The organism is Streptomyces sp. NPDC006314, from assembly GCF_040613075.1.
In the GTDB taxonomy this organism is placed as follows: domain Bacteria; phylum Actinomycetota; class Actinomycetes; order Streptomycetales; family Streptomycetaceae; genus Streptomyces.
The window spans coordinates 567,668-589,518 of record NZ_JBEXRL010000001.1 but is presented as its reverse complement, the minus strand read 5'-3'; the positions used below and the strand labels follow the sequence as shown (position 1 = coordinate 589,518).

General features: G+C 72.4%; 15 protein-coding genes. 8 read left to right on the top strand and 7 right to left on the bottom strand.

Going from position 1 to position 21,851, the window contains the following annotated elements; genetic code table 11:
- Window positions 1-11: 11 nt before the first annotated feature.
- Window positions 12-506, bottom strand: coding sequence for an SUKH-3 domain-containing protein (locus ABZ079_RS02605; protein WP_356937532.1), 495 nt, complete (start codon window positions 504-506; stop codon window positions 12-14).
- Between the two features lie 61 nt (window positions 507-567).
- On the bottom strand, window positions 568-1,083 hold the full coding sequence (locus ABZ079_RS02600) for a YwqJ-related putative deaminase (RefSeq protein WP_356937531.1): 516 nt from the start codon (window positions 1,081-1,083) through the stop codon (window positions 568-570).
- Window positions 1,084-1,346: 263 nt separating this feature from the next.
- On the opposite strand from ABZ079_RS02600, the gene ABZ079_RS02595 reads away from it, so the two are divergent.
- The 3 genes from ABZ079_RS02595 to ABZ079_RS02585 all read left to right on the top strand — a co-directional run bounded on the left by ABZ079_RS02595 (window position 1,347) and on the right by ABZ079_RS02585 (window position 6,583).
- Window positions 1,347-2,357: an SMI1/KNR4 family protein gene (locus ABZ079_RS02595; RefSeq protein ID WP_356937656.1), complete on the top strand. Its 1,011-nt coding sequence runs from the start codon at window positions 1,347-1,349 to the stop codon at window positions 2,355-2,357.
- Window positions 2,358-2,367: 10 nt separating this feature from the next.
- Window positions 2,368-5,484 carry an SUKH-4 family immunity protein gene (locus ABZ079_RS02590; RefSeq protein ID WP_356937530.1) on the top strand — a complete coding sequence of 1,039 codons (3,117 nt, stop codon included), beginning with the start codon at window positions 2,368-2,370 and terminating at the stop codon, window positions 5,482-5,484.
- A 226-nt stretch (window positions 5,485-5,710) separates the two neighbouring features.
- On the top strand, window positions 5,711-6,583 hold the full coding sequence (locus ABZ079_RS02585; RefSeq protein WP_356937655.1) for a cellulose-binding protein: 873 nt from the start codon (window positions 5,711-5,713) through the stop codon (window positions 6,581-6,583).
- A 66-nt stretch (window positions 6,584-6,649) separates the two neighbouring features.
- Here ABZ079_RS02585 and ABZ079_RS02580 read toward each other — a convergent pair whose 3' ends face one another.
- The 3 genes from ABZ079_RS02580 to ABZ079_RS02570 form a co-directional block, all read right to left on the bottom strand.
- The gene (locus ABZ079_RS02580) at window positions 6,650-8,290 is read right to left on the bottom strand and encodes a cation acetate symporter (RefSeq protein WP_356937529.1); all 1,641 of its coding nucleotides are present in this window, start codon (window positions 8,288-8,290) and stop codon (window positions 6,650-6,652) included.
- Window positions 8,287-8,688 carry a DUF485 domain-containing protein gene (locus tag ABZ079_RS02575; protein WP_356937528.1) on the bottom strand — a complete coding sequence of 134 codons (402 nt, stop codon included), beginning with the start codon at window positions 8,686-8,688 and terminating at the stop codon, window positions 8,287-8,289. Before ABZ079_RS02575 ends, ABZ079_RS02580 begins: the two co-directional genes overlap by 4 nt.
- A gap of 201 nt (window positions 8,689-8,889) precedes the next feature.
- Window positions 8,890-10,386, bottom strand: a complete 1,497-nt coding sequence (locus ABZ079_RS02570; protein WP_356937527.1) for an MFS transporter — start codon at window positions 10,384-10,386, stop codon at window positions 8,890-8,892.
- A gap of 477 nt (window positions 10,387-10,863) precedes the next feature.
- On the opposite strand from ABZ079_RS02570, the gene ABZ079_RS02565 reads away from it, so the two are divergent.
- From ABZ079_RS02565 to ABZ079_RS02550, 4 genes are all read left to right on the top strand, one after another.
- Window positions 10,864-11,652: an ABC transporter ATP-binding protein gene (locus ABZ079_RS02565; RefSeq protein WP_356937526.1), complete on the top strand. Its 789-nt coding sequence runs from the start codon at window positions 10,864-10,866 to the stop codon at window positions 11,650-11,652.
- Window positions 11,649-14,231 carry an FtsX-like permease family protein gene (locus ABZ079_RS02560; RefSeq protein ID WP_356937525.1) on the top strand — a complete coding sequence of 861 codons (2,583 nt, stop codon included), beginning with the start codon at window positions 11,649-11,651 and terminating at the stop codon, window positions 14,229-14,231. Before ABZ079_RS02565 ends, ABZ079_RS02560 begins: the two co-directional genes overlap by 4 nt.
- A gap of 334 nt (window positions 14,232-14,565) precedes the next feature.
- Window positions 14,566-18,099: a transcription-repair coupling factor gene (gene mfd, locus ABZ079_RS02555; RefSeq protein ID WP_356937524.1), complete on the top strand. Its 3,534-nt coding sequence runs from the start codon at window positions 14,566-14,568 to the stop codon at window positions 18,097-18,099.
- Between the two features lie 28 nt (window positions 18,100-18,127).
- Entirely contained in the window at window positions 18,128-18,487 is a 360-nt protein-coding gene (locus tag ABZ079_RS02550; RefSeq protein ID WP_356937523.1) for a MerR family transcriptional regulator, read from the top strand.
- A gap of 11 nt (window positions 18,488-18,498) precedes the next feature.
- Here ABZ079_RS02550 and ABZ079_RS02545 read toward each other — a convergent pair whose 3' ends face one another.
- The gene (locus ABZ079_RS02545) at window positions 18,499-19,260 is read right to left on the bottom strand and encodes an SDR family oxidoreductase (RefSeq protein ID WP_356937522.1); all 762 of its coding nucleotides are present in this window, start codon (window positions 19,258-19,260) and stop codon (window positions 18,499-18,501) included.
- A 623-nt stretch (window positions 19,261-19,883) separates the two neighbouring features.
- Between ABZ079_RS02545 and ABZ079_RS02540 the strand changes: the two genes are divergently transcribed.
- On the top strand, window positions 19,884-20,612 hold the full coding sequence (locus ABZ079_RS02540) for an HNH endonuclease family protein (protein ID WP_356937521.1): 729 nt from the start codon (window positions 19,884-19,886) through the stop codon (window positions 20,610-20,612).
- Between the two features lie 21 nt (window positions 20,613-20,633).
- On the opposite strand, the gene ABZ079_RS02535 is transcribed toward ABZ079_RS02540, so the two are convergent.
- Window positions 20,634-21,848 (bottom strand): MFS transporter, encoded by a 1,215-nt coding sequence (locus tag ABZ079_RS02535; RefSeq protein ID WP_356937520.1) that lies wholly within the window; start codon window positions 21,846-21,848, stop codon window positions 20,634-20,636.
- Between the last annotated feature and the right edge of the window lie 3 nt (window positions 21,849-21,851).

The window sequence follows — 21,851 nt, the reverse complement described above, 5'->3', positions numbered from 1 at the left end:
TTTTCCCGTGGTCAGCCCGCGGTGAGGCGTACGGGTTTCATGCCGGTGATGAGGGTGGACAGGGCGTGGTCGATGTCGGGGCCGGCGTACCAGTCGCCGGTGTGGTCGAGGGTGTAGACGCGGCCTTCGGCGTCGATGGCGAGGAGGGCCGCGGTGTCGGTCTCCTGGCCGAGGGGGCTGAGTTCGGTGCCGAGGGCGCGGCCGAGGTCGCCGAGGGTGCGGGCGTGGTGGAGGCCGTGGAGGGGGTCGAGGTGGAGCGTGGCGGGGGCGATCTGACGGCCGGGGCCGGTGGGGGTGATGTTCAGGCCGCCGAATTCGGCCCAGGCTTCGACGGCCGCGGGGGTGACGGTGTGCCGGTGTCCGGCGGGTGAGGTGTGTGCGCGCAGGGTGTCCGCCCAGATTTCGGCCTGTTTTATGTCCCAGCGTCCGGGTTGCCAGCCGGCGGCGCGCAGGGCGGCGTCGACGGGTACGGGGAAGCGCGTGGAGGAGGTGCGGTCGGGGTGCATCTGCCCTTCGTTCGTCGTGCCGGCGTGGTGGTGCGGGTGGTGTCGGGGTTGACGGGGGTTTTCAGCCGTCGGTTGCCGTGGGGTCGACGATGCGGACGCCGAAGTGGGCGCTGAGGGCGGTGCAGGCGCGGCAGGGGGTGGCGAAGCTGCCGTGGAGGGGGTCGCCGTCCTCGCGTATGCGGCGGGCGGTGAGTTTGGCGTGTTTGAGTGCTTTGCGGGCTTCGCCGTTGGTCATGGGTTTGCGGGCGGCGCGTTTGCTGCGGGCGGCGTCGGCGGCGGTGATGTGCCGGGAGATGAGGATGGTTTCGGCGCAGCGGCCGGTGAAGCGGTCGCGTTGGGCGCTGGTGAGGGTGTCGAGGAAGTCCTGGACGAGGGGGTGCAGGGATGGGGGGTCCTCGCCGCGGGCGGCGGTGCCGGTGAGGGTGGCCCCGCGGACGGAGAGGGCCGCGGCGACGGTGGGCAGGATGCCGTCGCGGCGGTGGCGGAGGGTGGGGGCGGGGGGTGTGTCGGTGCCGCTCCAGCCGATGCGAGGGTCGCCGACCCGCACGTCCGTACCTCCGGTCTCCAAGGTGTCCATGGTCGTCTTTCCCTCCCCGGGCATCCCCCCGAAGGACACAGGGTGCCAAATGCCGTGGCTGGTGCGGAAGCTGGGGCGGTGCGACACGCCCGGGACGGGTTAGGCCGTTTACGGTGGGGTGACGGCTGGTCACGGAAGCGGAGGGTGCTGCCCGCGGGGATGTGGTGGTCCGGTGACCGGGGTTCGTGTACCGCATAGGCTGTCGCCATCCGCGATCGACACCGCCGTTCAGGCCAGAGAGAACGCCGCAGGGGGCAACCGCCATGACGACAGGTCGGCTCGGGCAGCAAGCCGCGCCGCCGAACGCGGCCTACGCCGGGCAGGTCGTGCACTTTCCGGATCCGGTCCGGGCGGCACGTCACCCGAGAGGGGTACGGGTCGATGAGCGTGGTTACCCGGATTTCTCGCCGTACGCGCGCGTGGCGGTGGAGATCGCCGAGCCGCCGGAGGGTTTCGGTGTCGATGAGTTGCGGCTGACGGACTTCGTGTCGGCGAACGCGGCGTTGGCGGCGGCGGGGCACGAGTTGTGGGACACGGTGCCGGATGTGGCGACGCCGCACGGCTGGACGTGGCATCACGTGGCGGGCACGCGGCGGCTGGAGCTGGTTCCGGTCGAGGTGAAGGCGTTGCTGCGGCATCACGGCGGGGTGGCGACGGCGCGGGTGGATCACGCCAAGCGGGGGACGCGGCCGTTGCAGGAGACGCGTCCGGCGCATTTCGGGCTGCCGAAGTCGGGTGTGGCGGTGACGGAGGCGCAGGTGCAGGGCGTCGAGGAGGATCTCGGTTACCGGCTTCCCGGCGCCTACCGTTCGTTCCTGAAGGCGGCGGGCGGCTGTGCGCCGGTCGGTACGGCGTTGGACGCCGGGCTGGGGCTGTTGCTGGACCAGCCGTTCTTCACGGTGCGGGACGAGGCCGCGGTCAATGACCTGGTGTATGTGAACAAGTGTCTGCGCGATCATCTGACGAAGGATTATCTGGGTGTCGTGTTCGTGCAGGGTGGTCTGCTCGCGGTGAAGGTGAGGGGCGAGCGGGCGGGTTCGGTGTGGTTCTGCGCGTACGACGATGTGCGGGACGTGGATCCGTCGTGGTCGCCGGCGGAGCGGGTGGAGCGTCTGCTGCTGCCGTGCGGTGACGATTTCGACGCCTTCTTGTCCCGGCTGGCCGGTAGTCCGCCGGAGTTGGAGACGGTGGCCGATCTGATGGTGGACGGCGGTTTCGCCCGTGTCGTCCCGGTGTCTTCCGGCTCGGTGTCTTCCGGCCCGGTGGGGGAGTGAGCTGCAGGCGATGGTGACCTACGCGCAGGCGCAGGAGCGCGCCGAGGAGTGGATCAACGGCGATGTCCCCGTGTACCAGCATCGTGAGGTGCGGGTGCGGGAGTTCGAGCTGGGTTTCGTGGTGTGGGGCGAGGACCGTGCGGAGGGCCCGCGTTCGGATGCGGGCGGGCAGCGGTTGGTCATCGCCCGGGACAGTGGTGAGGCGACGTTGTGGCCGGCGCTGCCGGTGGGTGAGGTGATCCGCCGGTACGAGGAGGAGTACGGCCGCGCCGATGGGCCGCAGGACGCCGTGCCGGCGGCTGCCGCGGCTCGTGTCGATCTGAATCAGACGTCGTTCCTGCTGTCTCCTCCGGAGTGGTTGCAGGAGGCGGCGGACAAGCTGGGTCTCGGGGATCAGCGGCCCGGTGGCGAGGGTGATGCCGGCGCTTCGGAGGGGGCTTCCGCCGGGGGCGGGGGTGCTTCTTCTTCGGGCGGGGGCGCCGGTGCCGCCGCCGGTGCCGGCGACGTGGTTTCCGGTGTCGGTGGGGGTGCTTCTTCCGGTGGTGCCGGGCTGGCGGAGACCCAGGCCGGGGTGCCGGTGGACGCGCCGGCGGTGTCCGGGACCTCCGGGGCGTCCGGGCCGTTCGGTGGGACGCAGGCTGGTGGCGCTGGTGCTCCTGGTGAGCCTGGCGCCTCGGGTGTGCCCGGGGCCGCGCCTGCTCCGGTGGATGCGCCTCCTGGGGCCACGCCCTGGGCGGGTACGGACACGAATGCCGGCGCCGGTGAGGACGACCGTTCCGTGTCGTTGCCGGCGACGGTGTTCGCGCCGCCGTTGAGCGACTCGGACGACGAGGGTCCGCGGCCGCCGGTGGCGGCGCCGGATGCGAAGACGGCGTTGATGTCGAGGGGGAGTCAGCTGCCGCCGACGGCGGTGGCGCCGGCGCTCGACGCGAACGCGCCGGGGGAGCGGGGCTTTTCGTCCGGCGCGCAAGGCGGCCCGTCCGCCCCTGGTGGTGCGCCGGGTGCGTCAGCCGCTCCTGGTGCGCCGGGTGGGCCGCAGGGCAGCACGCCCGCGCCGCCGCCCGGCACGCCGCCGTACGGCTACCCGCAGGGGCCGCCGGCCTCCGATACGCCCCTGCCGGGCGTACCCGTCTATCCGCCGGCGCACGGCACCCCGCCCGCGCCCCCCGCTGCGCCGGGTGCGCCGCAGGGCAGTACGCCCCCGCCGCCCCCGGGCGCCCCGTCCCACCCGCAGGGGCCCGGCGCTCCGCAGGGTGCCCCCGGGTACGGCTATCCGCAGGCACCGGGCGGTGCGCCGAACGCGCCGCAGCCTCCGGTGGGACCGGGTGCGTCCGCGCGGCATCTCGCGCCGCACGCCGGTGACATCGCGGACGCCGCGACGAGCAAGGCGGCGCCGCCGCCGAAGAAGGCGCGCGGTGGAGTGGGTGCGCCGCCTCCCCCGCCGGGCGCCCCTGGTATGCCGGGCGCGCGCCCGGGGAACGCGGCGACCTCGCCCGCGCCGGGTGCGTCTGCGGGCGGGTATGTGCCGACGCAGTTCGTGTCGGCGCTCGGGTCCGAGGGGCCCGAGGGGCAGACCGGTGCGGGTGCGCCGGCTCCGGCCGGCGTGGATGGGGCACGGGCGCCGGGCGTGCCGCATGCGCCGGGCGCCCCCAACCCCCCGGCCGCGCCTTCTGGTGCCGCGGGCGGCGCTCCGTCGGGCAACGTGCACCAGGCGGCCACGGTGCTGGCCGACCCCAGCCAGTTGGGCGGGGGCGCGCCGCAGCCCCCGGGTGCCCCGGGTGTTCCGGGTATGCCCGGCGCGCAGGGTGGCCCAGGCGCGCCGGGGATGCCGAACCCGCCCGGCGCTCCCGGGTCCCCGGGTGTGCCTCCGGCGCCCCGTGCGCCGCAGCCCCAAGGCGTCCCGGGTGTGCCTGGGGCCCCGGGTGCTCCCGGTGGTGCGCGCGGTGCCGTGCATCATGCCGAGACCGTGCTGTCCGCGCCCCCCGTCGCCGGTCCGGGTGCCCCGCCGCCGCCCGCCCCCGGCGCCCCGGGCATGCCGGGCGCCCCGGGCATGCCGCCGGGCGCTCCGCAGCCGATGCCGCCGGGCGCGGTGCCGCCGCCGGGCGCGCCGGTGCCGGGACAGCCTTCGGCGTACGGGTATCCGCAGCAGGGGCGGCCGACGGTCGGCCCCGGCTATCAGGCGGTGTTGCGCTATCGCGCGCAGGATGGTTCGGAGCAGCAGTTGATACGGCGTTCGGCGCCGGGCACGCCGCACCCGGAGTGGCAGATCTTCCATGAGCTGCGCGCGATGAACGTGCCAGCCGACCAGGTGCTGGAGCTGCACACCGAACTGGAGTCGTGCGAGCTGCCGGGCGCCTACTGTGCGCGGATGATCCGGGAGCAGTGGCCGCAGGCGCGGATCGCGAGCATCGCGCCGTACGGCACGGACCATGCGAGCCGGCAGCAGGGCATGCAGCAGTTGCTGGCGCACCAGGGTGAGCTGCACCAGGTGGCGGACGGTCCCGCGCGGCCGGCGCCGGTGCGGGCACCGCTGCCACCGGTGCAGGTCGCGCCGGCGATCCCCCCGGAGGGGATCGGGCAGGAGCTGGCGGCGGCGTTCGGGCCGGGGGTCTTCCGGTTCGAACAGCAGGCGGTGTCGCGGCAGGGTGTGCCGCCGATCGTGGCGCACACGCTGGTCGTGGCCGGGCTGCCGCTGGACATGGGCCCGTTCTTCTGGGCACAGGCGCAGCCGGGCCGCCCGGTGCCGACGCTGGCGGAGCTGGCGGCCGAGCGTGGGGTGCAGCCGGCGGCGGACGCCGGGTCGTACCTCGTCATGGGCACCGACTTCGGCAAGGCGATCTGCGTGCAGTACGGCACGGGGAACATCGTGGCCGTGCCGGTGGAGGCGGGGCCGGGCGGGGCTCCGGTGGCGCCGCAGTTCGTGAACAGCGGGCTGCCGGAGTTCGCGCGCTGCCTGGCGTTGCTGGGCCGGATGTGGCGGCTGAGGTATGGGCTGAACCAGGAGCAGGCGGGCCGCTGGACCGTCGACTTCCAGGCGCACCTGGCGTCCCTGGATCCGGCGGCGCTCGGTTCGCCGGAGAGCTGGTGGTCGGTGCTGCTGGAGCAGATGTGGGACGGGCTGCTGTGACCTCCTCACCCGCGTGCCCGTGGGTGATTCCCCTCTGCCCCGCCGTCTGCGACGGCGGGGCAGAGGCCGGGTTCCTGCCGTAAGCCGGGGAAAGCGCGTCACGGCCGCGACGTGACTGCGGAGTGTCGCGTTATGAACACTTACGTCCGATCCATCAAGATGTGCGCGAAATCATCCTGTCGTGTGTGTCCGGTGGAGAGGGGTTCCCAGGGTGAGCAGCGCATCGATGCCGCCGCACGACTTCGTGACGGTCCGGGGGCGCGGCTACCGCCCCGACCAGGTCGACGCGTACCTGGAGGCGCTGTCGCAGGACCGGGACGCCGCGTGGGAGCGCGCCGCGCGCCTGACCGTGCTCGCCAAGGACATGCAGGCGGAGGCGACGCGGTTGCGTGAGACCGCCTCCCAGCTCGCGCCGCAGACGTACGAGGCGCTCGGCGAGGGCGCGCGGCGGCTGTTCCAGCTCGCGCTGGACGAGGCGGCGGACATCCGGGAGCGCACGCGGCGTGAAGCGCAGGAGCACATCGCGCAGGCCGAGGCGTGCGCCGAGGGCCTGCGCCGGGAGGCTCAGGAAGCGGCGGACGCGCTCCGCGCGGAAGCCGACGAACGCGCCCGCCGGCTGCTCCTCGCCGCGCGCGCCGAGGCCGACGACCTCCGCGTCGGCGCCCGGCGCGAAGTGAAGGAACAACGCGGAGAGGCACTCACGGCGTTGCGCGAGGTGCGGCAGCGCACCACCGGCATGCTCGCCGAGCAGTCCCGGGAGCACGCCGAGCGCTGGGCGGAGGCCGAGCGCGAGGAGGCCGAGGCGGTCGCCGCGCTCGACGCCCGGCTCGCCGAGCGGGTCAGCCGGGCCGAGACCGCGCTGTCCGACGCCAAGCGGGCGTTCGGTGAGGCCGAGGAGTCCGCGCGCCGCTGCCAGGAGGAGGCACACGCGCGTGCCGCCGACATCGTCGCCGACGCGCGCGTGCGCGAGGAGCGCATCGCCCGGGAGACGGAACAGGTGCTGCGCGAGCACGGCGAGACCTGGGACGACGTGCGGGCGCACATGGACAACGTGCGCAGCAGCCTGATCTCGCTGACGGGCCGGGCCGCCCTGGAATAGCGGGCGCCGGGGCCCGCGCCGCGCGGTCCCGGCCGTGCCCCGTGCCCGCCGGCCCCGGCGGATGCGTCACTTGCGCACCGCTCCCGCCAGGATCCTCCCCTCCACCGCCTCGTACTGGCGCCGCTGCTCTTCCGCCTTCGCGCGGCCCGACACCACCGTGCCGAGCCAGCCGAAGAAGAAGCCGGCCGGGATGGAGACGATGCCCGTGGTGGTGAACGGGAACCAGTTGAAGTCGGCGTGCGGGAAGGCCGAGACCGGCGAGCCGGAGACGAGATTGGTGCCCGGCATGAGCAGCAGCACGGTCAGCGAGCCCCCGATCAGCGTGCCCATCAGCCCGCAGCGGGTGTAGCGGCGCCAGAACAGGCCGTAGACCAGGGCCGGGGCGAGGGCGGACGCGCCCAGGCAGAAGGAGAGCGTCACCAGGGGCTGCAGGCTGTGGTGCTGCACCAGGATGGCCAGCAGGATGGTCGGTACGCCTATGGCGAGCGCCGAGAGGCGGGCCAGGGCCATCTCCCGGGGGGCCGGCATCTCCTGCACCCGGGCCGCGAAGACGTCATGGGCGAGTGAGTTGGCGCAGGCGAGGATCATCCCGGCCACCGAGGCGAGCAGGGTCAGGAAGAGTGCGGTGGTGACCGTGGTGAACAGGAAGGTCTCCGTCGCCGACACATCGGTGCCGAACACCGCCCGCGAGCCCAGCAGATACGCCGTGTTGCCCTGCGGATCGGCCGCGGAGACCACCGTACGGCCGACCAGTGCCGTGGCGCCGAAGCCCACCACCGTGATGACCGGCACGAACAGGGCGACGATCGACACCGCCCAGGACATGGAGCGGCGCACCTGGCGGGCGCTGGAGGCGGTGTACATGCGCATGGTGATGTGTGGCAGGCAGGCGCCGCCGAGTACCACCGTCAGTTCCGAGGCGATCATGTCGAGTCGGGACCCGGCCCCGGTGCCGAACTCCAGCCCGGAGCGCAGGTAGGCCGGTCCGGCCCCGCTCTGCCGTGACGCCGCGGTGAACAGGGCGCCCGGGTCCCAGTCGAAGCGGCGCAGGATCAGCAGGGCGACCATGGCCCCCGAGCCGACCAGCAGCACGATCTTCAGCATCTGGATGAGCGCGGTGCCCTTCATGCCGCCGATCGCCGCGTAGGCGATCATCAGGGCGCCGAGCCCCACGACGCATCCGGTCTTCAGGGACTCGTTGGTGAAGCCGAGGATGAAGGCCATCAGCTGTCCGGTCCCGGCCAGTTGGACCAGCATCAGCGGCAGCAGCGCGGCGATCGTCACCGCGCACGTCGTGATGCGCACACAGCGGCCGGGCAGCCGGCGCGCCAGCGCGTCGCCCATGGTGAACCGGCCCGCGTTGCGCAGTGGTTCGGCCAGCAGGAACATCAGCAGCATCAGCGACAGCGCCGTGCTGAGGGCGAGGACGACCCCGTCGTACCCGCACAGGGCGATCACTCCGCCGGTCCCGAGGACGGTGGCCGCGGAGATGTAGTCACCGGCGATGGCGAGGCCGTTGCGCAGCGGGGACAGGGAGCCGTAACCGGTGTAGAACTCGTCGAGGTCGTCGCGGTCGGGGCCGGTCATGACGCACAGCAGCAGGATCACCGTGGCGACGGTGGAGAAGGCGACCAGGGACATGGCCTGGGCGGAGTCGCTGAAACCGGTGAAGCCCGGGGCGGCGGGGCTGCCCGCGGCGGTGGTCATCGCACCGCTCCTCTCCGTGTGTCGAGTTCGGCCTGCTTGCGGATGCGGTCCGCGAGCGGATCGACGTACCGGCGCGCGGTGTGCTCGTACAGGGCGATCGCGAGCCAGGTGACGGGGAGTTGGAGGAGAGCGAGCAGCAGGCCGGCGGGGATGCCGTCGGCGACCGTGCTCGTCATGGCGTCGGGCGCGCACGCGGACAGGACCAGGAACAGTGTGAAGTAGCCGAGCGCGGTGAGCGTGGCGGTACGCCGCTGCCAGCGGTAGGCGCTGCGCAGCACCCGCAGGTCGCTGTGGTGGCCGAGGGGTTCGCGGGGCGGCCGGTGGGACGGGCGGGGCGGTTCGGGCGGGGCGGGCCGCCAGGGGTAGGTGTACGACGGCTGCGCCGGGTCGTAGGACATCCCGGGGCTCCTTGCGTGGCTCGGGTCCGAGGCGGCGGACCGCAGGGAGGTGGGGGGAGCGGAGCCACGCACGCTACTCGCGGAGTTCCGGGCGCGCGGCGTTTTCACCGAACTGGCCGGTCGGTATGCGCTTGCTGCGCGAAGGACGTGTGGACCGGGGCGCGGCGGAAACGCTCCTTCGGTGAACGTCCGAAGGAATGCTCACTCGTTGAGCACCGGGAACCTGCGCGGCGCCACGAGCAGCAGTACCAGGAACGCCAGCGCCGCCGCAGCGGCCGAGCCGAGGTACACCGCGTGCACCGCCTCGGCGATGGCCCGCCGCGTCGTCTCCGGGGCCGTACCGGCGTCCAGCGCGCGGGTGACGGAGTCCAGGTCGCCGGCCCCGCCCAGGCGCGCGGCCAGCACGCCGTTGGCCACGGCGCCGAACAAGGACGCGCCCATGGTCTGCCCGGTCTGCCGGCAGAACAGGACCGAAGCGGTCGTGGTGCCCCGCTCGGACCAGCCCACCGTCGACTGCACTCCGACGATCAGCGGGAGCTGGAACAGCCCCAGCGCCCCGCCCAGCAGCAGCATCAGCAGCGTCGGCTGCCACCACGACCCCGGATACGGCAGGAACGGGAACGCGCACAGGATCAGCGCCGCCGCGCCGATGCCGAGCAGCGCGGTGTCCCGGAAGCCGATGCGCCGGTAGACGTGCTGGCTGAGCGCCGCCGACAGCGGCCAGCTGAGCGTCCACACCGACAGCACGAACCCGGCGGCCACGGGCGCGAGTCCGAGCACCGACTGCGCGTACGTCGGCAGGAACACCGCCGGCGCCACCATCAGCAGCCCCAGCCCGCCGAGCGCCAGATTGACGGCCGCGATCGTCCGGCGCCGCCACACCCACCCCGGGATGATCGGCTCGGCGGCCCGCCGCTCGACCACCACCACGGCGGCGGCCAGCGCCAGGCCCGTACCGGACAGCACCAGTGACGGCGCGGACAGCCACGGCCATGCGACCCCGCCCTGCACCAGCGCGGTCAGCAGCACCCCGCCGCACGCGAACACCGCGAGCGCGCCGGGCCAGTCCACGCGCGCGTGGGCGGCGGTTTCCCGCCCCGGCTCATGCAGATGACGGATGATCAGCCACAGCGCGGCGGCGCCTATCGGCAGGTTGACCAGGAAGATCCAGCGCCAGTCGGCGTACGCGGCGAGCACCCCGCCGAGCCCCGGTCCGGCGACCGCCGACACCGCCCACACCGTGGACAGCTTGGACTGGATCCTCGGGCGCTCCGCCAGCGGGTACAGATCGGCGGCGAGCGTCTGCACGGTGCCCTGCAGCGCCCCGCCGCCCAGCCCCTGCACGATCCGGAACGCGATCAGCGCCGGCATGTTCCAGGCCACCGCGCACAGCAGCGAGCCCAGCAGGAACACCGCCGCGCCGGCCACCAGCACCGGCTTGCGGCCGAAGGTGTCGGACAGCTTGCCGTACACCGGCAGGGTGACGGTGACGGCGAGCAGATAGCCGGAGAACAGCCAGGAGAAGACGGAGAAACCGCCGAGGTCGCCCACGATCTGCGGTACGGCCGTGGAGACGATGGTGGAGTCGAGCGCCGCCAGTGCCATCGCCAGCATCAGCGCGGCGACGACCGCCCCTCGCCGCCGGGTGCCCCGCCGCCGGGCGGCGCCGCCGTGTATCGCAGGTGTCGTGCCCCCCACCCGAATCCCCTCCCGTGCCCGCCGCCGGAACCTACCCCGTGCCCCTTGCACCGAACTCCGGTACGACAGCTTCCCACGCGGCCCCGCACTTGACCCTGACGCTACGGAAGGGTGGAGGCTTGCCGCACCGAGGGGTGGAGGCGCCCCCGAGGGCGCCTCCACCTGTCGGTGGAGTGCCCCTAGGGGTACCTCCGTACAACGGCTCGGGGAGGGTTCGTCCCGGCGGAGGACGAGCCGGGCCGGGTGCGGTCCTTAACCTGGCTTTACGCCGCTGGGGGCGTGCCGGCAACCCGGCTTCGCGCCGCTGGGGGGCGGCCGGCCGTACCGGCGGGGGTGGGGTTTTCCCCCCGGAAAGAGGGGGCTTCGCACCAGCGCGCGGCACCCCGCCGACCGCGAGACTCATCGACGTACCCAGGACGACGCTTCGGCCACCGGAGCACCGGCCACACACCTGCCAACCGATAGAGGAGACATACCGTGACATCGGCTGTGACCATTCCCAGGCACGGGGGCACTGGAGGGCGTACGGCCGTTGCCGCACGGGCGCGGCAGGTCGTGAAGGCGTACGGCTCCGGCGAGACCCGCGTCGTCGCCCTGGACCACGTCGACGTGGACATCGCCCGGGGCCAGTTCACCGCGATCATGGGCCCCTCGGGGTCCGGCAAGTCCACGCTGATGCACTGCCTCGCCGGTCTCGACACCGTGACCAGTGGTCAGATCCACCTGGACGAGACCGAGATCACCGGTCTGAAGGACAAGAAGCTCACCCAGTTGCGCCGGGACCGGATCGGGTTCATCTTCCAGGCGTTCAATCTGCTGCCGACGCTGAACGCGATCGAGAACATCACGCTGCCCATGGACATCGCCGGCCGCAGGCCCGACCGGGCCTGGCTGGACCGGGTCGTGGAGACCGTCGGGCTCGCCGGACGCCTCAAGCACCGGCCCACCCAGCTCTCCGGCGGCCAGCAGCAGCGCGTCGCCGTGGCCCGCGCGCTCGCCGCCCGCCCGGAGATCATCTTCGGGGACGAGCCGACCGGAAACCTCGACTCGCGCGCGGGAGCGGAGGTTCTGGGCTTCCTGCGCCGCTCGGTGGACGAACTCGGCCAGACCATCGTGATGGTCACCCACGACCCCGTGGCCGCCTCCTACGCGGACCGCGTGCTGTACCTCGCCGACGGCCGGATCGTCGACGAGATGTACCAGCCGACGGCCGAGCAGGTCCTGGACCGCATGAAGGACTTCGACGCCCGGGGACGTACGTCATGACCGTCCTGAAGACCTCGCTGCGCAACTTCCTCGCGCACAAGGGCCGTATGGCGCTGTCGGCGGTCGCCGTGCTGCTGTCGGTGGCGTTCGTGTGCGGCACCCTGGTGTTCACCGATACGATGAACACCACCTTCGACAAGCTGTTCCAGGCGACGGCGTCGGACGTGACGGTCAGCGCCAAGGACTCCTCCGACACCGGCGAGACCACCTCCCGTACCGGCAAGCCGCCGGTCGTGCCGGCCTCCGTGGCCGGACAGGTCCGCAAGGCGGCGGGCGTGCGGTCCGCCGAGGGCACGGTCTTCTCCACCTCGGTGACCGTCGTCGACGCCGACAAGGACAAGCTGTCGCCCAGCAGCGGCGCGCCCACCATCGTCGGCAGCTGGAACGGCAACGACGCCCGCACCATGGAGATCACCTCCGGTGCGGCGCCCAAGGGCCCGGACCAGGTGATGGTCGACGCCGACACGGCCGACAAGCACCATCTGAAGCTCGGCGACGAGATCGGTGTGATCACGGTTCTGGGTACGCACCAGGCGCGCGTGTCCGGCATCGCCGCCTTCAAGGTCACCAACCCCGGCGCGGCGATCTTCTACCTGGACACCAGGACCGCCCAGCAGACCCTGGTCGGCCGGACCGGCGTCTACACCAACATCAACGTCACTGCCGCCGAGGGCGTGACCGACGCGCAGCTGAAGAAGAACGTCACCGCCGCCCTCGGCCACGCCTACAAGGTGCAGACCGCCAAGGAGGTCGCCGACGCCAACCAGAAGCAGGTCCAGGGCCTGCTGAACGTCATGAAGTACGCGATGCTCGGCTTCGCCGGGATCGCCTTCCTCGTCGGCATCTTCCTGATCATCAACACCTTCTCCATGCTGGTCGCCCAGCGCACCCGCGAGATCGGCCTGATGCGCGCCATCGGCTCCTCCCGCAAGCAGGTCAACCGGTCCGTGCTCGTCGAGGCGCTGCTGCTCGGCGTGATCGGCTCCGCGCTGGGGGTCGGCGCCGGCGTCGGCATCGCCGTCGGCCTGATGAAGCTCATGGGCACCATGGGCATGCACCTGTCCACCGACGACCTGACCGTCGCCTGGACCACCCCGGCCCTCGGCCTGCTCCTCGGCGTGATCGTCACCGTCCTCGCCGCCTGCCTGCCCGCCCGGCGCGCCGGCAAGGTCTCCCCGCTGGCCGCCCTGCGCGACGCGGGTGCCGCGGCCGACGCCAAGTCGGGTCTCGTCCGAGCCGTGATAGGTCTGATCCTCACCGCCGGCGGCGGCTGGAGCCTGTACGCCGCCGCCACCGCCGACCAGGCGAAGACCGGTTCGGGCTGGCTGGGCCTGGGCGTGGTGCTCACCCTGATCGGCTTCGTCGTCATCGGCCCGCTGCTCGTCGGCGGCCTGGTCCGCGTCCTCAGCGCCGTCATGCTGCGGATCTTCGGGCCCGTGGGCCGGATGGCCGAGCGCAACGCGCTGCGCAACCCACGCCGCACCGGCGCCACCGGCGCCGCCCTGATGATCGGCCTCGCCCTGGTGGCCTGCCTGTCGGTGGTGGGCTCCTCGGTGGTGGCCTCCGCCACCGACCAGCTGGACAAGACGGTCGGGACGGACTTCATCATCCAGGGCGACAAGGAGCACGACCTGATCCCGCCGAAGGCGGTGAAGGCCGTGAAGGACACGCCGGGCCTGGCGCGGGTCACCGAGTACAGGCTCCTGGACGCGACGCTGACCACCCCGGACGGCCAGGTCTCCAAGGACGAGACCATCAACGCTGCCGACCCGACCTACGCGCAGGACCTGCGCACCAAGACGGTCGCCGGCCGCCTCGCCGACGCCTACAAGCCGGACTCGATGTCCGTCTTCGAGGGTTTCGCCGAGAAGCACGGCATCAAGCTCGGCTCCACCGTCGCGGTCGACTTCAAGGACGGAACGACGGCGAAGTTGACCGTCCGCGCGATCACCAGCGACGACGTCGTCATCGACAAGGGCTCGATGTACTCCTCCCTCGCGACCGCGGCCACGTACGTGCCCGCCGACCGGATGCCGCTGGACCTGCTGGTTTTCGCCTCCGCCGAGGAGGGGCAGCAGACGGCCGCCTACAAGGCGCTCAAGTCCGCGCTGCACGGCTGGCCGGAACTGACCGTGCGCGACCAGACCGACTACAAGAAGGCGCTGAAGGACCAGATGGGGCAGCTGCTGAACATGATCTACGGCCTGCTGGCCCTCGCGATCATCGTGGCGGTCCTCGGTGTGGTGAACACCCTGGCGCTGTCGGTGGTCGAGCGGACCCGGGAGATCGGCCTCATGCGGGCCATCGGCCTCTCCCGCCGTCAGCTGCGCCGCATGATCCGCCTGGAGTCCGTGGTGATCGCCGTCTTCGGCGCCCTGCTCGGTCTCGGCCTCGGCATGAGCTGGGGCGCGACCGCCCACAAGCTCCTCGCGCTGGAGGGCCTGAAGGTCCTGGACATCCCCTGGCCGACGATCAGCGCGGTCTTCATCGGCTCGGCCTTCGTGGGCCTGTTCGCCGCGCTGATCCCCGCGTTCCGGGCGGGCCGGATGAACGTACTGAACGCCATCGCGACCGACTGACCGGCCCGGCCGCGCGGGCTGAGCCGATGACCACCGCATACGGGGGTTGCGGGGGAAACCCGGTGCCGGGGAGTCCTGGGGCTCCCCGGCACCGGTTCTTTCGCCGTCTTTGCAGGTTCACCACTCAGCCGACCGGGACGGGGGTGGGTGGGCACAAGCGGGGGCCAGGGGGCGGAGCCCTCCGGTGCGTCCACCGCGGCACCGGCCACCGCACAGCGGGGTTGTCCACAGCCCCCCCGCACCGCCGGGCCCGGCGTCGTACGCTGGAGACCCCCGGCCCTCACACGAGTCGGGTTATTCGCGTTGCCCACACCCCGGACGGAAAGCCTCCTCCATGAGCCTGCACGGTCTGCTCGACGCCGTCGTCAAGGACCCCGCCCTCGCGGAAGCGATCACGGCGGCAGCGGACGGCAACCGCATGCACGTCGACCTCGTCGGCCCTCCGGCCGCCCGCCCCTTCGCCGTCGCCGCCCTGGCCCGGGAGTCAGGCCGCCCGGTGCTGGCCGTGACGGCGACGGGCCGTGAGGCCGAGGACCTGGCGGCGGCCCTGCGCTCGTTGCTGCCCCCGGACGGCGTCGTGGAGTACCCCTCCTGGGAGACCCTCCCGCACGAGCGGCTCAGCCCCCGCAGTGACACCGTCGGCCGCCGCCTCGCCGTCCTGCGGCGCCTCGCCCACCCCCGACCCGACGACCCCGAGACCGGCCCGGTCTCCGTCGTCGTCGCACCCGTGCGCTCCGTGCTGCAACCCCAGGTCAAGGGCCTCGGCGACCTGGAGCCGGTGTCCCTGCGGACCGGCCAGACCGCCGACCTGAACGAGATCGTGGAAGCCCTCGCGGCCGCCGCCTACGCGCGCGTGGAGCTGGTCGAGAAGCGCGGCGAGTTCGCCGTACGCGGCGGCATCCTGGACGTGTTCCCGCCCACCGAGGAACACCCCCTGCGCATCGAGTTCTGGGGCGACGACGTCGAGGAGATCCGCTACTTCAAGGTCGCCGACCAGCGCTCCCTCGAAGTCGCCGCGCACGGTCTGTGGGCGCCGCCGTGCCGCGAGCTGCTGCTCACCGATGACGTACGCGCACGCGCACGGGCCCTCGCCGAGGACCACCCCCAGCTGGGCGAACTGCTCGGCAAGATCGCCGAGGGCATCGCCGTGGAGGGCATGGAGTCCCTGGCGCCGGTCCTGGTGGACGACATGGAGCTGCTCCTCGACGTCCTGCCCAAGGACGCCATGGCCGTGGTCTGCGACCCGGAGCGGGTCCGCACGCGCGCCGCCGACCTCGTGGCCACCTCTCAGGAGTTCCTGCAGGCCTCCTGGGCGGCCACCGCGGGCGGCGGCGAGGCGCCCATCGACGTCGGCGCGGCCTCCCTGTGGTCCATCGCCGACGTCCGCGACCACGCGCGCGAGCTGGACATGATGTGGTGGTCGGTCTCGCCGTTCGCCGCCGACGAAGAGCTCGACTCGGACACCCTCAAGCTCGGCATGCACGCGCCCGAGAGCTACCGCGGCGACACCGCGCGGGCCCTCGCCGACACCAAGGGCTGGCTGGCCGACGGCTGGCGCGCGGTGTTCGTCACCGAGGGCCACGGCCCGGCCGCCCGCACGGTGGAGGTGCTCGGCGGCGAGGGCATCGCGGCCCGCATGGACGCCGACCTCGGCGAGCTGAGCCCGTCCGTGGTGCACGTCTCCTGCGGCTCGATCGAGTACGGCTTCGTGGACCCGGCGCTCAGGCTCGCCGTGCTCACCGAGACCGACCTGTCCGGCCAGCGCACCGCGAGCCGCGAGGGCGCCCGCATGCCGGCCCGCCGCCGCAAGACGATCGACCCGCTCACCCTGGAGGCGGGCGACTACATCGTCCACGAGCAGCACGGCGTCGGCCGCTACATCGAGATGGTGCAGCGCACCGTGCAGGGTGCCACGCGCGAGTACCTGGTCGTCGAGTACGCGCCCGCCAAGCGCGGCCAGCCCGGCGACCGGCTGTACATCCCGACCGACCAGCTGGAGCAGATCACCAAGTACGTCGGCGGCGAGGCACCCACGCTGCACCGGCTCGGCGGCGCCGACTGGACGAAGACCAAGGCGCGCGCGAAGAAGGCCGTCAAGGAGATCGCCGCCGACCTGATCAAGCTCTACAGCGCGCGCATGGCCGCCCCCGGCCACGCCTTCGGCGGCGACACGCCCTGGCAGCGCGAGCTGGAGGACGCCTTCCCGTACGCGGAGACCCCCGACCAGCTCACCACCATCGCCGAGGTCAAGGAGGACATGGAGAAATCGGTCCCCATGGACCGCCTGGTCTGCGGCGACGTCGGCTACGGCAAGACGGAGATCGCCGTACGGGCCGCCTTCAAGGCGGTACAGGACGGCAAGCAGGTCGCCGTCCTCGTCCCGACGACCCTGCTGGTGCAGCAGCACTTCGGCACGTTCTCCGAGCGGTACGCGCAGTTCCCCGTGAACGTGAAGGCGCTCTCCCGCTTCCAGACCGACACCGAGGCCAAGACCGTCCTGGAGGGCCTGAAGGACGGCGCGGTGGACGTCGTCATCGGCACCCACCGCCTGTTCTCCTCGGAGACCAAGTTCAAGGACCTCGGCCTGGTCATCGTCGACGAGGAGCAGCGGTTCGGCGTCGAGCACAAGGAGCAGCTGAAGAAGCTCCGCGCCAACGTCGACGTGCTGACGATGTCCGCGACCCCGATCCCGCGCACCCTGGAGATGGCGGTCACCGGCATCCGCGAGATGTCGACGATCACCACGCCTCCGGAGGAGCGGCACCCGGTGCTGACCTTCGTCGGACCGTACGAGGAGAAGCAGATCGGCGCGGCCATCCGCCGTGAGCTGCTGCGCGAGGGCCAGGTCTTCTACATCCACAACCGGGTCGAGTCCATCGACCGCGCGGCGGCCAGACTCCGGGAGATCGTCCCCGAGGCGCGCATCGCCACCGCGCACGGCCAGATGTCGGAGTCGGCCCTGGAGCAGGTCGTCGTCGACTTCTGGGAGAAGAAGTTCGACGTGCTGGTGTCGACCACGATCGTCGAGTCCGGCATCGACATCTCCAACGCCAACACGCTGATCGTGGAGCGCGGTGACACCTTCGGCCTGTCCCAGCTGCACCAGCTGCGCGGCCGCGTCGGACGAAGCAGGGAGCGGGGCTACGCCTACTTCCTCTACCCCCCGGAGAAGCCGCTCACCGAGACCGCGCACGAGCGCCTGGCGACCATCGCCCAGCACACGGAGATGGGCGCGGGTATGTACGTGGCGATGAAGGACCTGGAGATCCGCGGCGCCGGCAACCTCCTCGGCGGCGAGCAGTCCGGCCACATCGCGGGCGTCGGCTTCGACCTGTACGTCCGCATGGTCGGCGAGGCCGTCGCCGACTACCGGCGGCAGCTGGAGACCGGCGGGACCGAGGAGGAGCCGCCGCTCGAAGTCAAGATCGAACTGCCCGTCGACGCGCACGTCCCGCACGACTACGCGCCCGGCGAGCGGCTGCGCCTGCAGGCCTACCGGGCCATCGCCTCCGCCAACTCCGAGAAGGACATCAAGGCCGTCCGCGAGGAACTCACCGACCGCTACGGCAAGCTGCCCGAACCGGTGGAGAATCTGCTGCTGGTGGCGGGGCTCCGGATGCTCGCGCGCGCGTGCGGCGTCGGCGAGATCGTGCTGCAGGGCACCAGCATCCGCTTCGCACCGGTGGAGTTGCGCGAGTCGCAGGAGCTGCGGGTCAAGCGGCTCTACCCGGGCACGGTCATCAAGCCGGCCGCGCACCAGGTGCTGGTCCCGCGCCCGAAGACCGCGAAGGTCGGCGGCAAGCCGCTGGTCGGCCGCGAACTGCTGGGCTGGGTGGGGGAGTTCCTGGCCTCGGTCCTGGGATCGTAGAAAGGCCGGGGCGGGGGCGGGGGCGCGCGTGCGGATCGGTGAACTGGCAGCGGCGACCGGGGCGACACCGCGCGCCCTGCGCCACTACGAGCAGGCGGGCCTGATCACCTCCGGTCGCGCCGCCAACGGCTATCGCGAGTACGACGCCCATACGGCCGTGCGTGTCCGCAACATCCGCCGGCTGCTGGAGGCGGGCCTCACCCTGGACGACGTACGGGTGTTCCTGCCCTGCCTGGACGGCGACGTCACCGCCGGCCCCGTCTCCGCCAGGGGCCTCCGGGTCGCCCGGGACCGGCTCGCGGTGCTGGAGGCGCGGATCGCGGCGCAGACGGCGGTACGGGACCGGCTGGCGGCGGCGCTGCGGGAAGCGGGGGACGAGGCTCCCTGAGGGGAGCCGGCTCAGGCGACGACCGCCCCGCCGTCCACCGGCAGCACCACCCCCGTCACGAACGACGCCTGCGGGGAGGCGAGCCGGGTGATGGCCCAGGCGACCTCCTCGGGGCGGCCGATGCGGCCGAGCGGGGTGTGCTCGAGCTGCCACTTGCGGAGGGCGGCGCGCTGCTCGGGGGTATGGCCGGAGTGGTCGGCGATCGGTGTGTCGATCGCGCCCGGGGCCACGGCGACCACCCGGATGCCGTGCGGCGCCAGCTCCACCGCCCAGCTGCGGGTCAGCACCTCCAGGGCCGCCTTGCCCGCCGCGTACAGGGAGTTGCCCGGCCAGCCCCGCTGGCCGACGGACGTCGTCACGTTCACCACGACACCGCCGCTCTCCTCCAGTGCCGGGAGCGCGGCCCGGGTGAGCAGGACGGGCGCGAGGAGGTTGGTCTCCAGCAGTGGCCGCACGGAGGCGCGGGTGTACGTGCGCAGGGACTCGGTGCTGACCACCGCCGCGTTGTGGACGAGCACGTCGATCCGGCCGTACCGCTCCATCGTTGCGCGTACGACGGTCTCGGGGCCGTCCTCGGCGGTGATGTCGGCGGGCAGGGGTGTGATCCCGGGATGTCCGTCGGCGGTCTCGGCCAGCGGTGCCGTCCGGCGGCCGACGGCGACGACCTGTGCGCCTTCGGCGGCGAACGCGCGTGCGGTGGCGCGGCCGATGCCGGTGCCGGCGCCGGTGACGAGGACGGTACGGGGGTTCTGGGTGCGGTTGGTCTCGCTCATACCGGGATCGTCGGACCCTGACGCCAGTGACAAGGTCAAGTCCCCGGAGACCGGGTCAGGTCCGGCGTGCGCCCCCACCGTCCCGCCGGCCTCCTCGGCGACTCCGGGGGCGCGTCCTGTCCACCGGTCGGCTGCCCTCGCATTCCGCCCTCGGCATGGGAAGGGTGTGAGCGGGCGCATGCACCGCCGAGTGTGCTCCCCCGGCACGGCGTCAAGTGATGCACGTCGGGTCCCTCTTGCCCCTGTGTCAGCCCTTTGGGCACCATCGGGCGGGAACGGTCGGGCGGTTACCGTGGGGACGGAACGATCCGCCCGCACCTGAGGGCGGACCAGGGCGAGCAAGGGGGTACGCATCGTGACGCGTCTGAGGGGCGGGGCGGTCACCGCTGTGGCCGCGCTGGTCGCCGTGGCCGGCTGCGAGGCCCAGCCGACCGAGACAGGCGCCGGACCTGAGGGGACCGGGAACGGTGGCGCGGCCCTGACCGCCGCCGACTCACCGACCGTCTCTGTACTCCGCCAGGCGATCGAGGCGTTTACGCAGCTCACGCGGGAAGTGGTGAGCTGTGCTTACTGAGAGGGACGTGAGGGGCGGGGGCGCTGGGAATACACGCTTCCTCCGAGCGATGACGGGGTTGGCGGCTGCCGTGCTCCTCGTCTCGGGATGCGAGGGTCTCGGCGAGGACGACTCCCCGGCGGGAGCCGGGCCGACCGCGACGGACGGACGGGCGGTCAGTCCGCTGGAGAACCCGGACGGTACGAAGCCAGGGCTCGCGCCCGTGACGACGGACGCCGACAAGTCTGCGGCCCGCGAGATCATCGAGAAGCTGTCCACGAAGGGGCGAGGGCCGAAGACAGGCTACGACCGGGACGAGTTCGGGTACGCGTGGATGGACACGGCCGACGGGGTGCCGCTGGCGAGGAACGGGTGTGACACTCGGAACGATCTCATTCGTCGTGATGGCCAGGGCCTTCGTTTCCGAGCCGGCTCCGACTGCGTGGTCGTCGCCATGACGCTGCACGACCCGTATACGGGAACGACCATCGCGTGGCGCAAACAGCGGGCCTCCGAGGTGCAGATAGATCATGTGGTGCCGCTGTCCTACAGCTGGCAGATGGGTTCGTCCCACTGGCCGGAGAGCAAGCGGAAGCGACTTGCCAACGACGTGCTCAATCTGATTCCGGTTGAGGGGCGGGCCAACTCGGCCAAGGGCGATTCCGGACCCGCGTCCTGGCTGCCGCCCAGCAAACAGATCAGGTGCGCCTACGCGGTCCGATTCGCCCAGGTCGCCATCAAGTACGAGATGCCGGTCACCGGACCGGACAAGCAGATGATGTTGCGCCAGTGCGACTGATGACGAGCAGTACGGGTGGTCTCAACGAGGGGCGATCGGCCGGTCCACGGCAGTGGCCCGTGGCCGGCTTCCCGTTGCTCCGGGCTTCCCGCCGCACAGCGCCACCACGTGGCGGGCGAGGGCGAGCATCGTGAGCAGTGCCACGAGCGCACACACGCCCCACCACCCGGCATCGCCGTACGTCCATACCCCGAGCCAGGATCCCGCACTGCCGCCCAGGTAGGCGCAGGTCATGTAGGTGGTGTTGAGCCTGCTGCGGGCGTCGGGTCGCAGGGCGTAGATCCGTGCCTGGTTGGCGACCGTTCCGGACTGCATGGCGATGTCGAGCAGCAGCGTGCCGGCGACAAGAGCGGCCAGTCCCGGCGCCCCGCCCAGGGCCCCCGCGGTCAGGAGCGCGGCCGAGAAGAGGACCCCCAGCATGCAGACGAGGTTCACCGAATCCGGCCCACGGCGGTCCACCACCCGTCCGGCGAGCGGTGTGCAGAGCATGGTCCCGCCGCCGACCAGGGCGAGCAGGCCTACGGCCTGGGCGCCCAAACCGTAGACCGGACCGGTGAGGAGGAGCGTCAGGGACGTCCACACGGCTGAGAACCCGGCGAAGACCGTTGCCTGATAGAAGCAGGAGCGTCGCAGGTCCGGCTCGGCGCGCAGCAGGCGGAGCGCCTCGGCCAGGAGCGCCGGGTACGGCTGACACGAGGATGGGGTGGTGACCGGCACCGTGCGGGCCAGGATGCTTGCGAGAAAGAGGACCAGGGCCGCGGCCACCAGGTAGGGAGCCCGCCACCCCAGCCATTCGCTCAGTACCCCGCTGAAGGCACGGGACAGCAGCATGCCGCCGATCGACCCGCTCAGCAAGGTGCCGATCACCGCTCCGCGCCGCTCGGGGGCCACCAGTCCGGCCGCCAGCGGGCCCACCACCTGCGCGGCCACTGTGGCGAGTCCGATGAGGGCACTGGCGGCGACGAGGAGCGGCAGTGTGGGAGCGCAGCCGGCGGCGAGCAGGGCCAAACCGGTCAGGGAGAGCAGGGCGACGAGAAGCGAGCGGTGGGGGAGCCGGTCGCCGAGCGGCACCAGCAGGAACATCCCGGCCGTGTAACCGAGCTGGGTGGCGGTCACGGCCACGGAGGCCGAATCGGGAGACGTGTGCAGTCCTGCGGCGATCAAGGGGATGATCGCCTGCGGGAAGTAGATGTTGCCCACGGCCACCGCGCAGGTCACGGCCAGTAGCACGGTCATGCG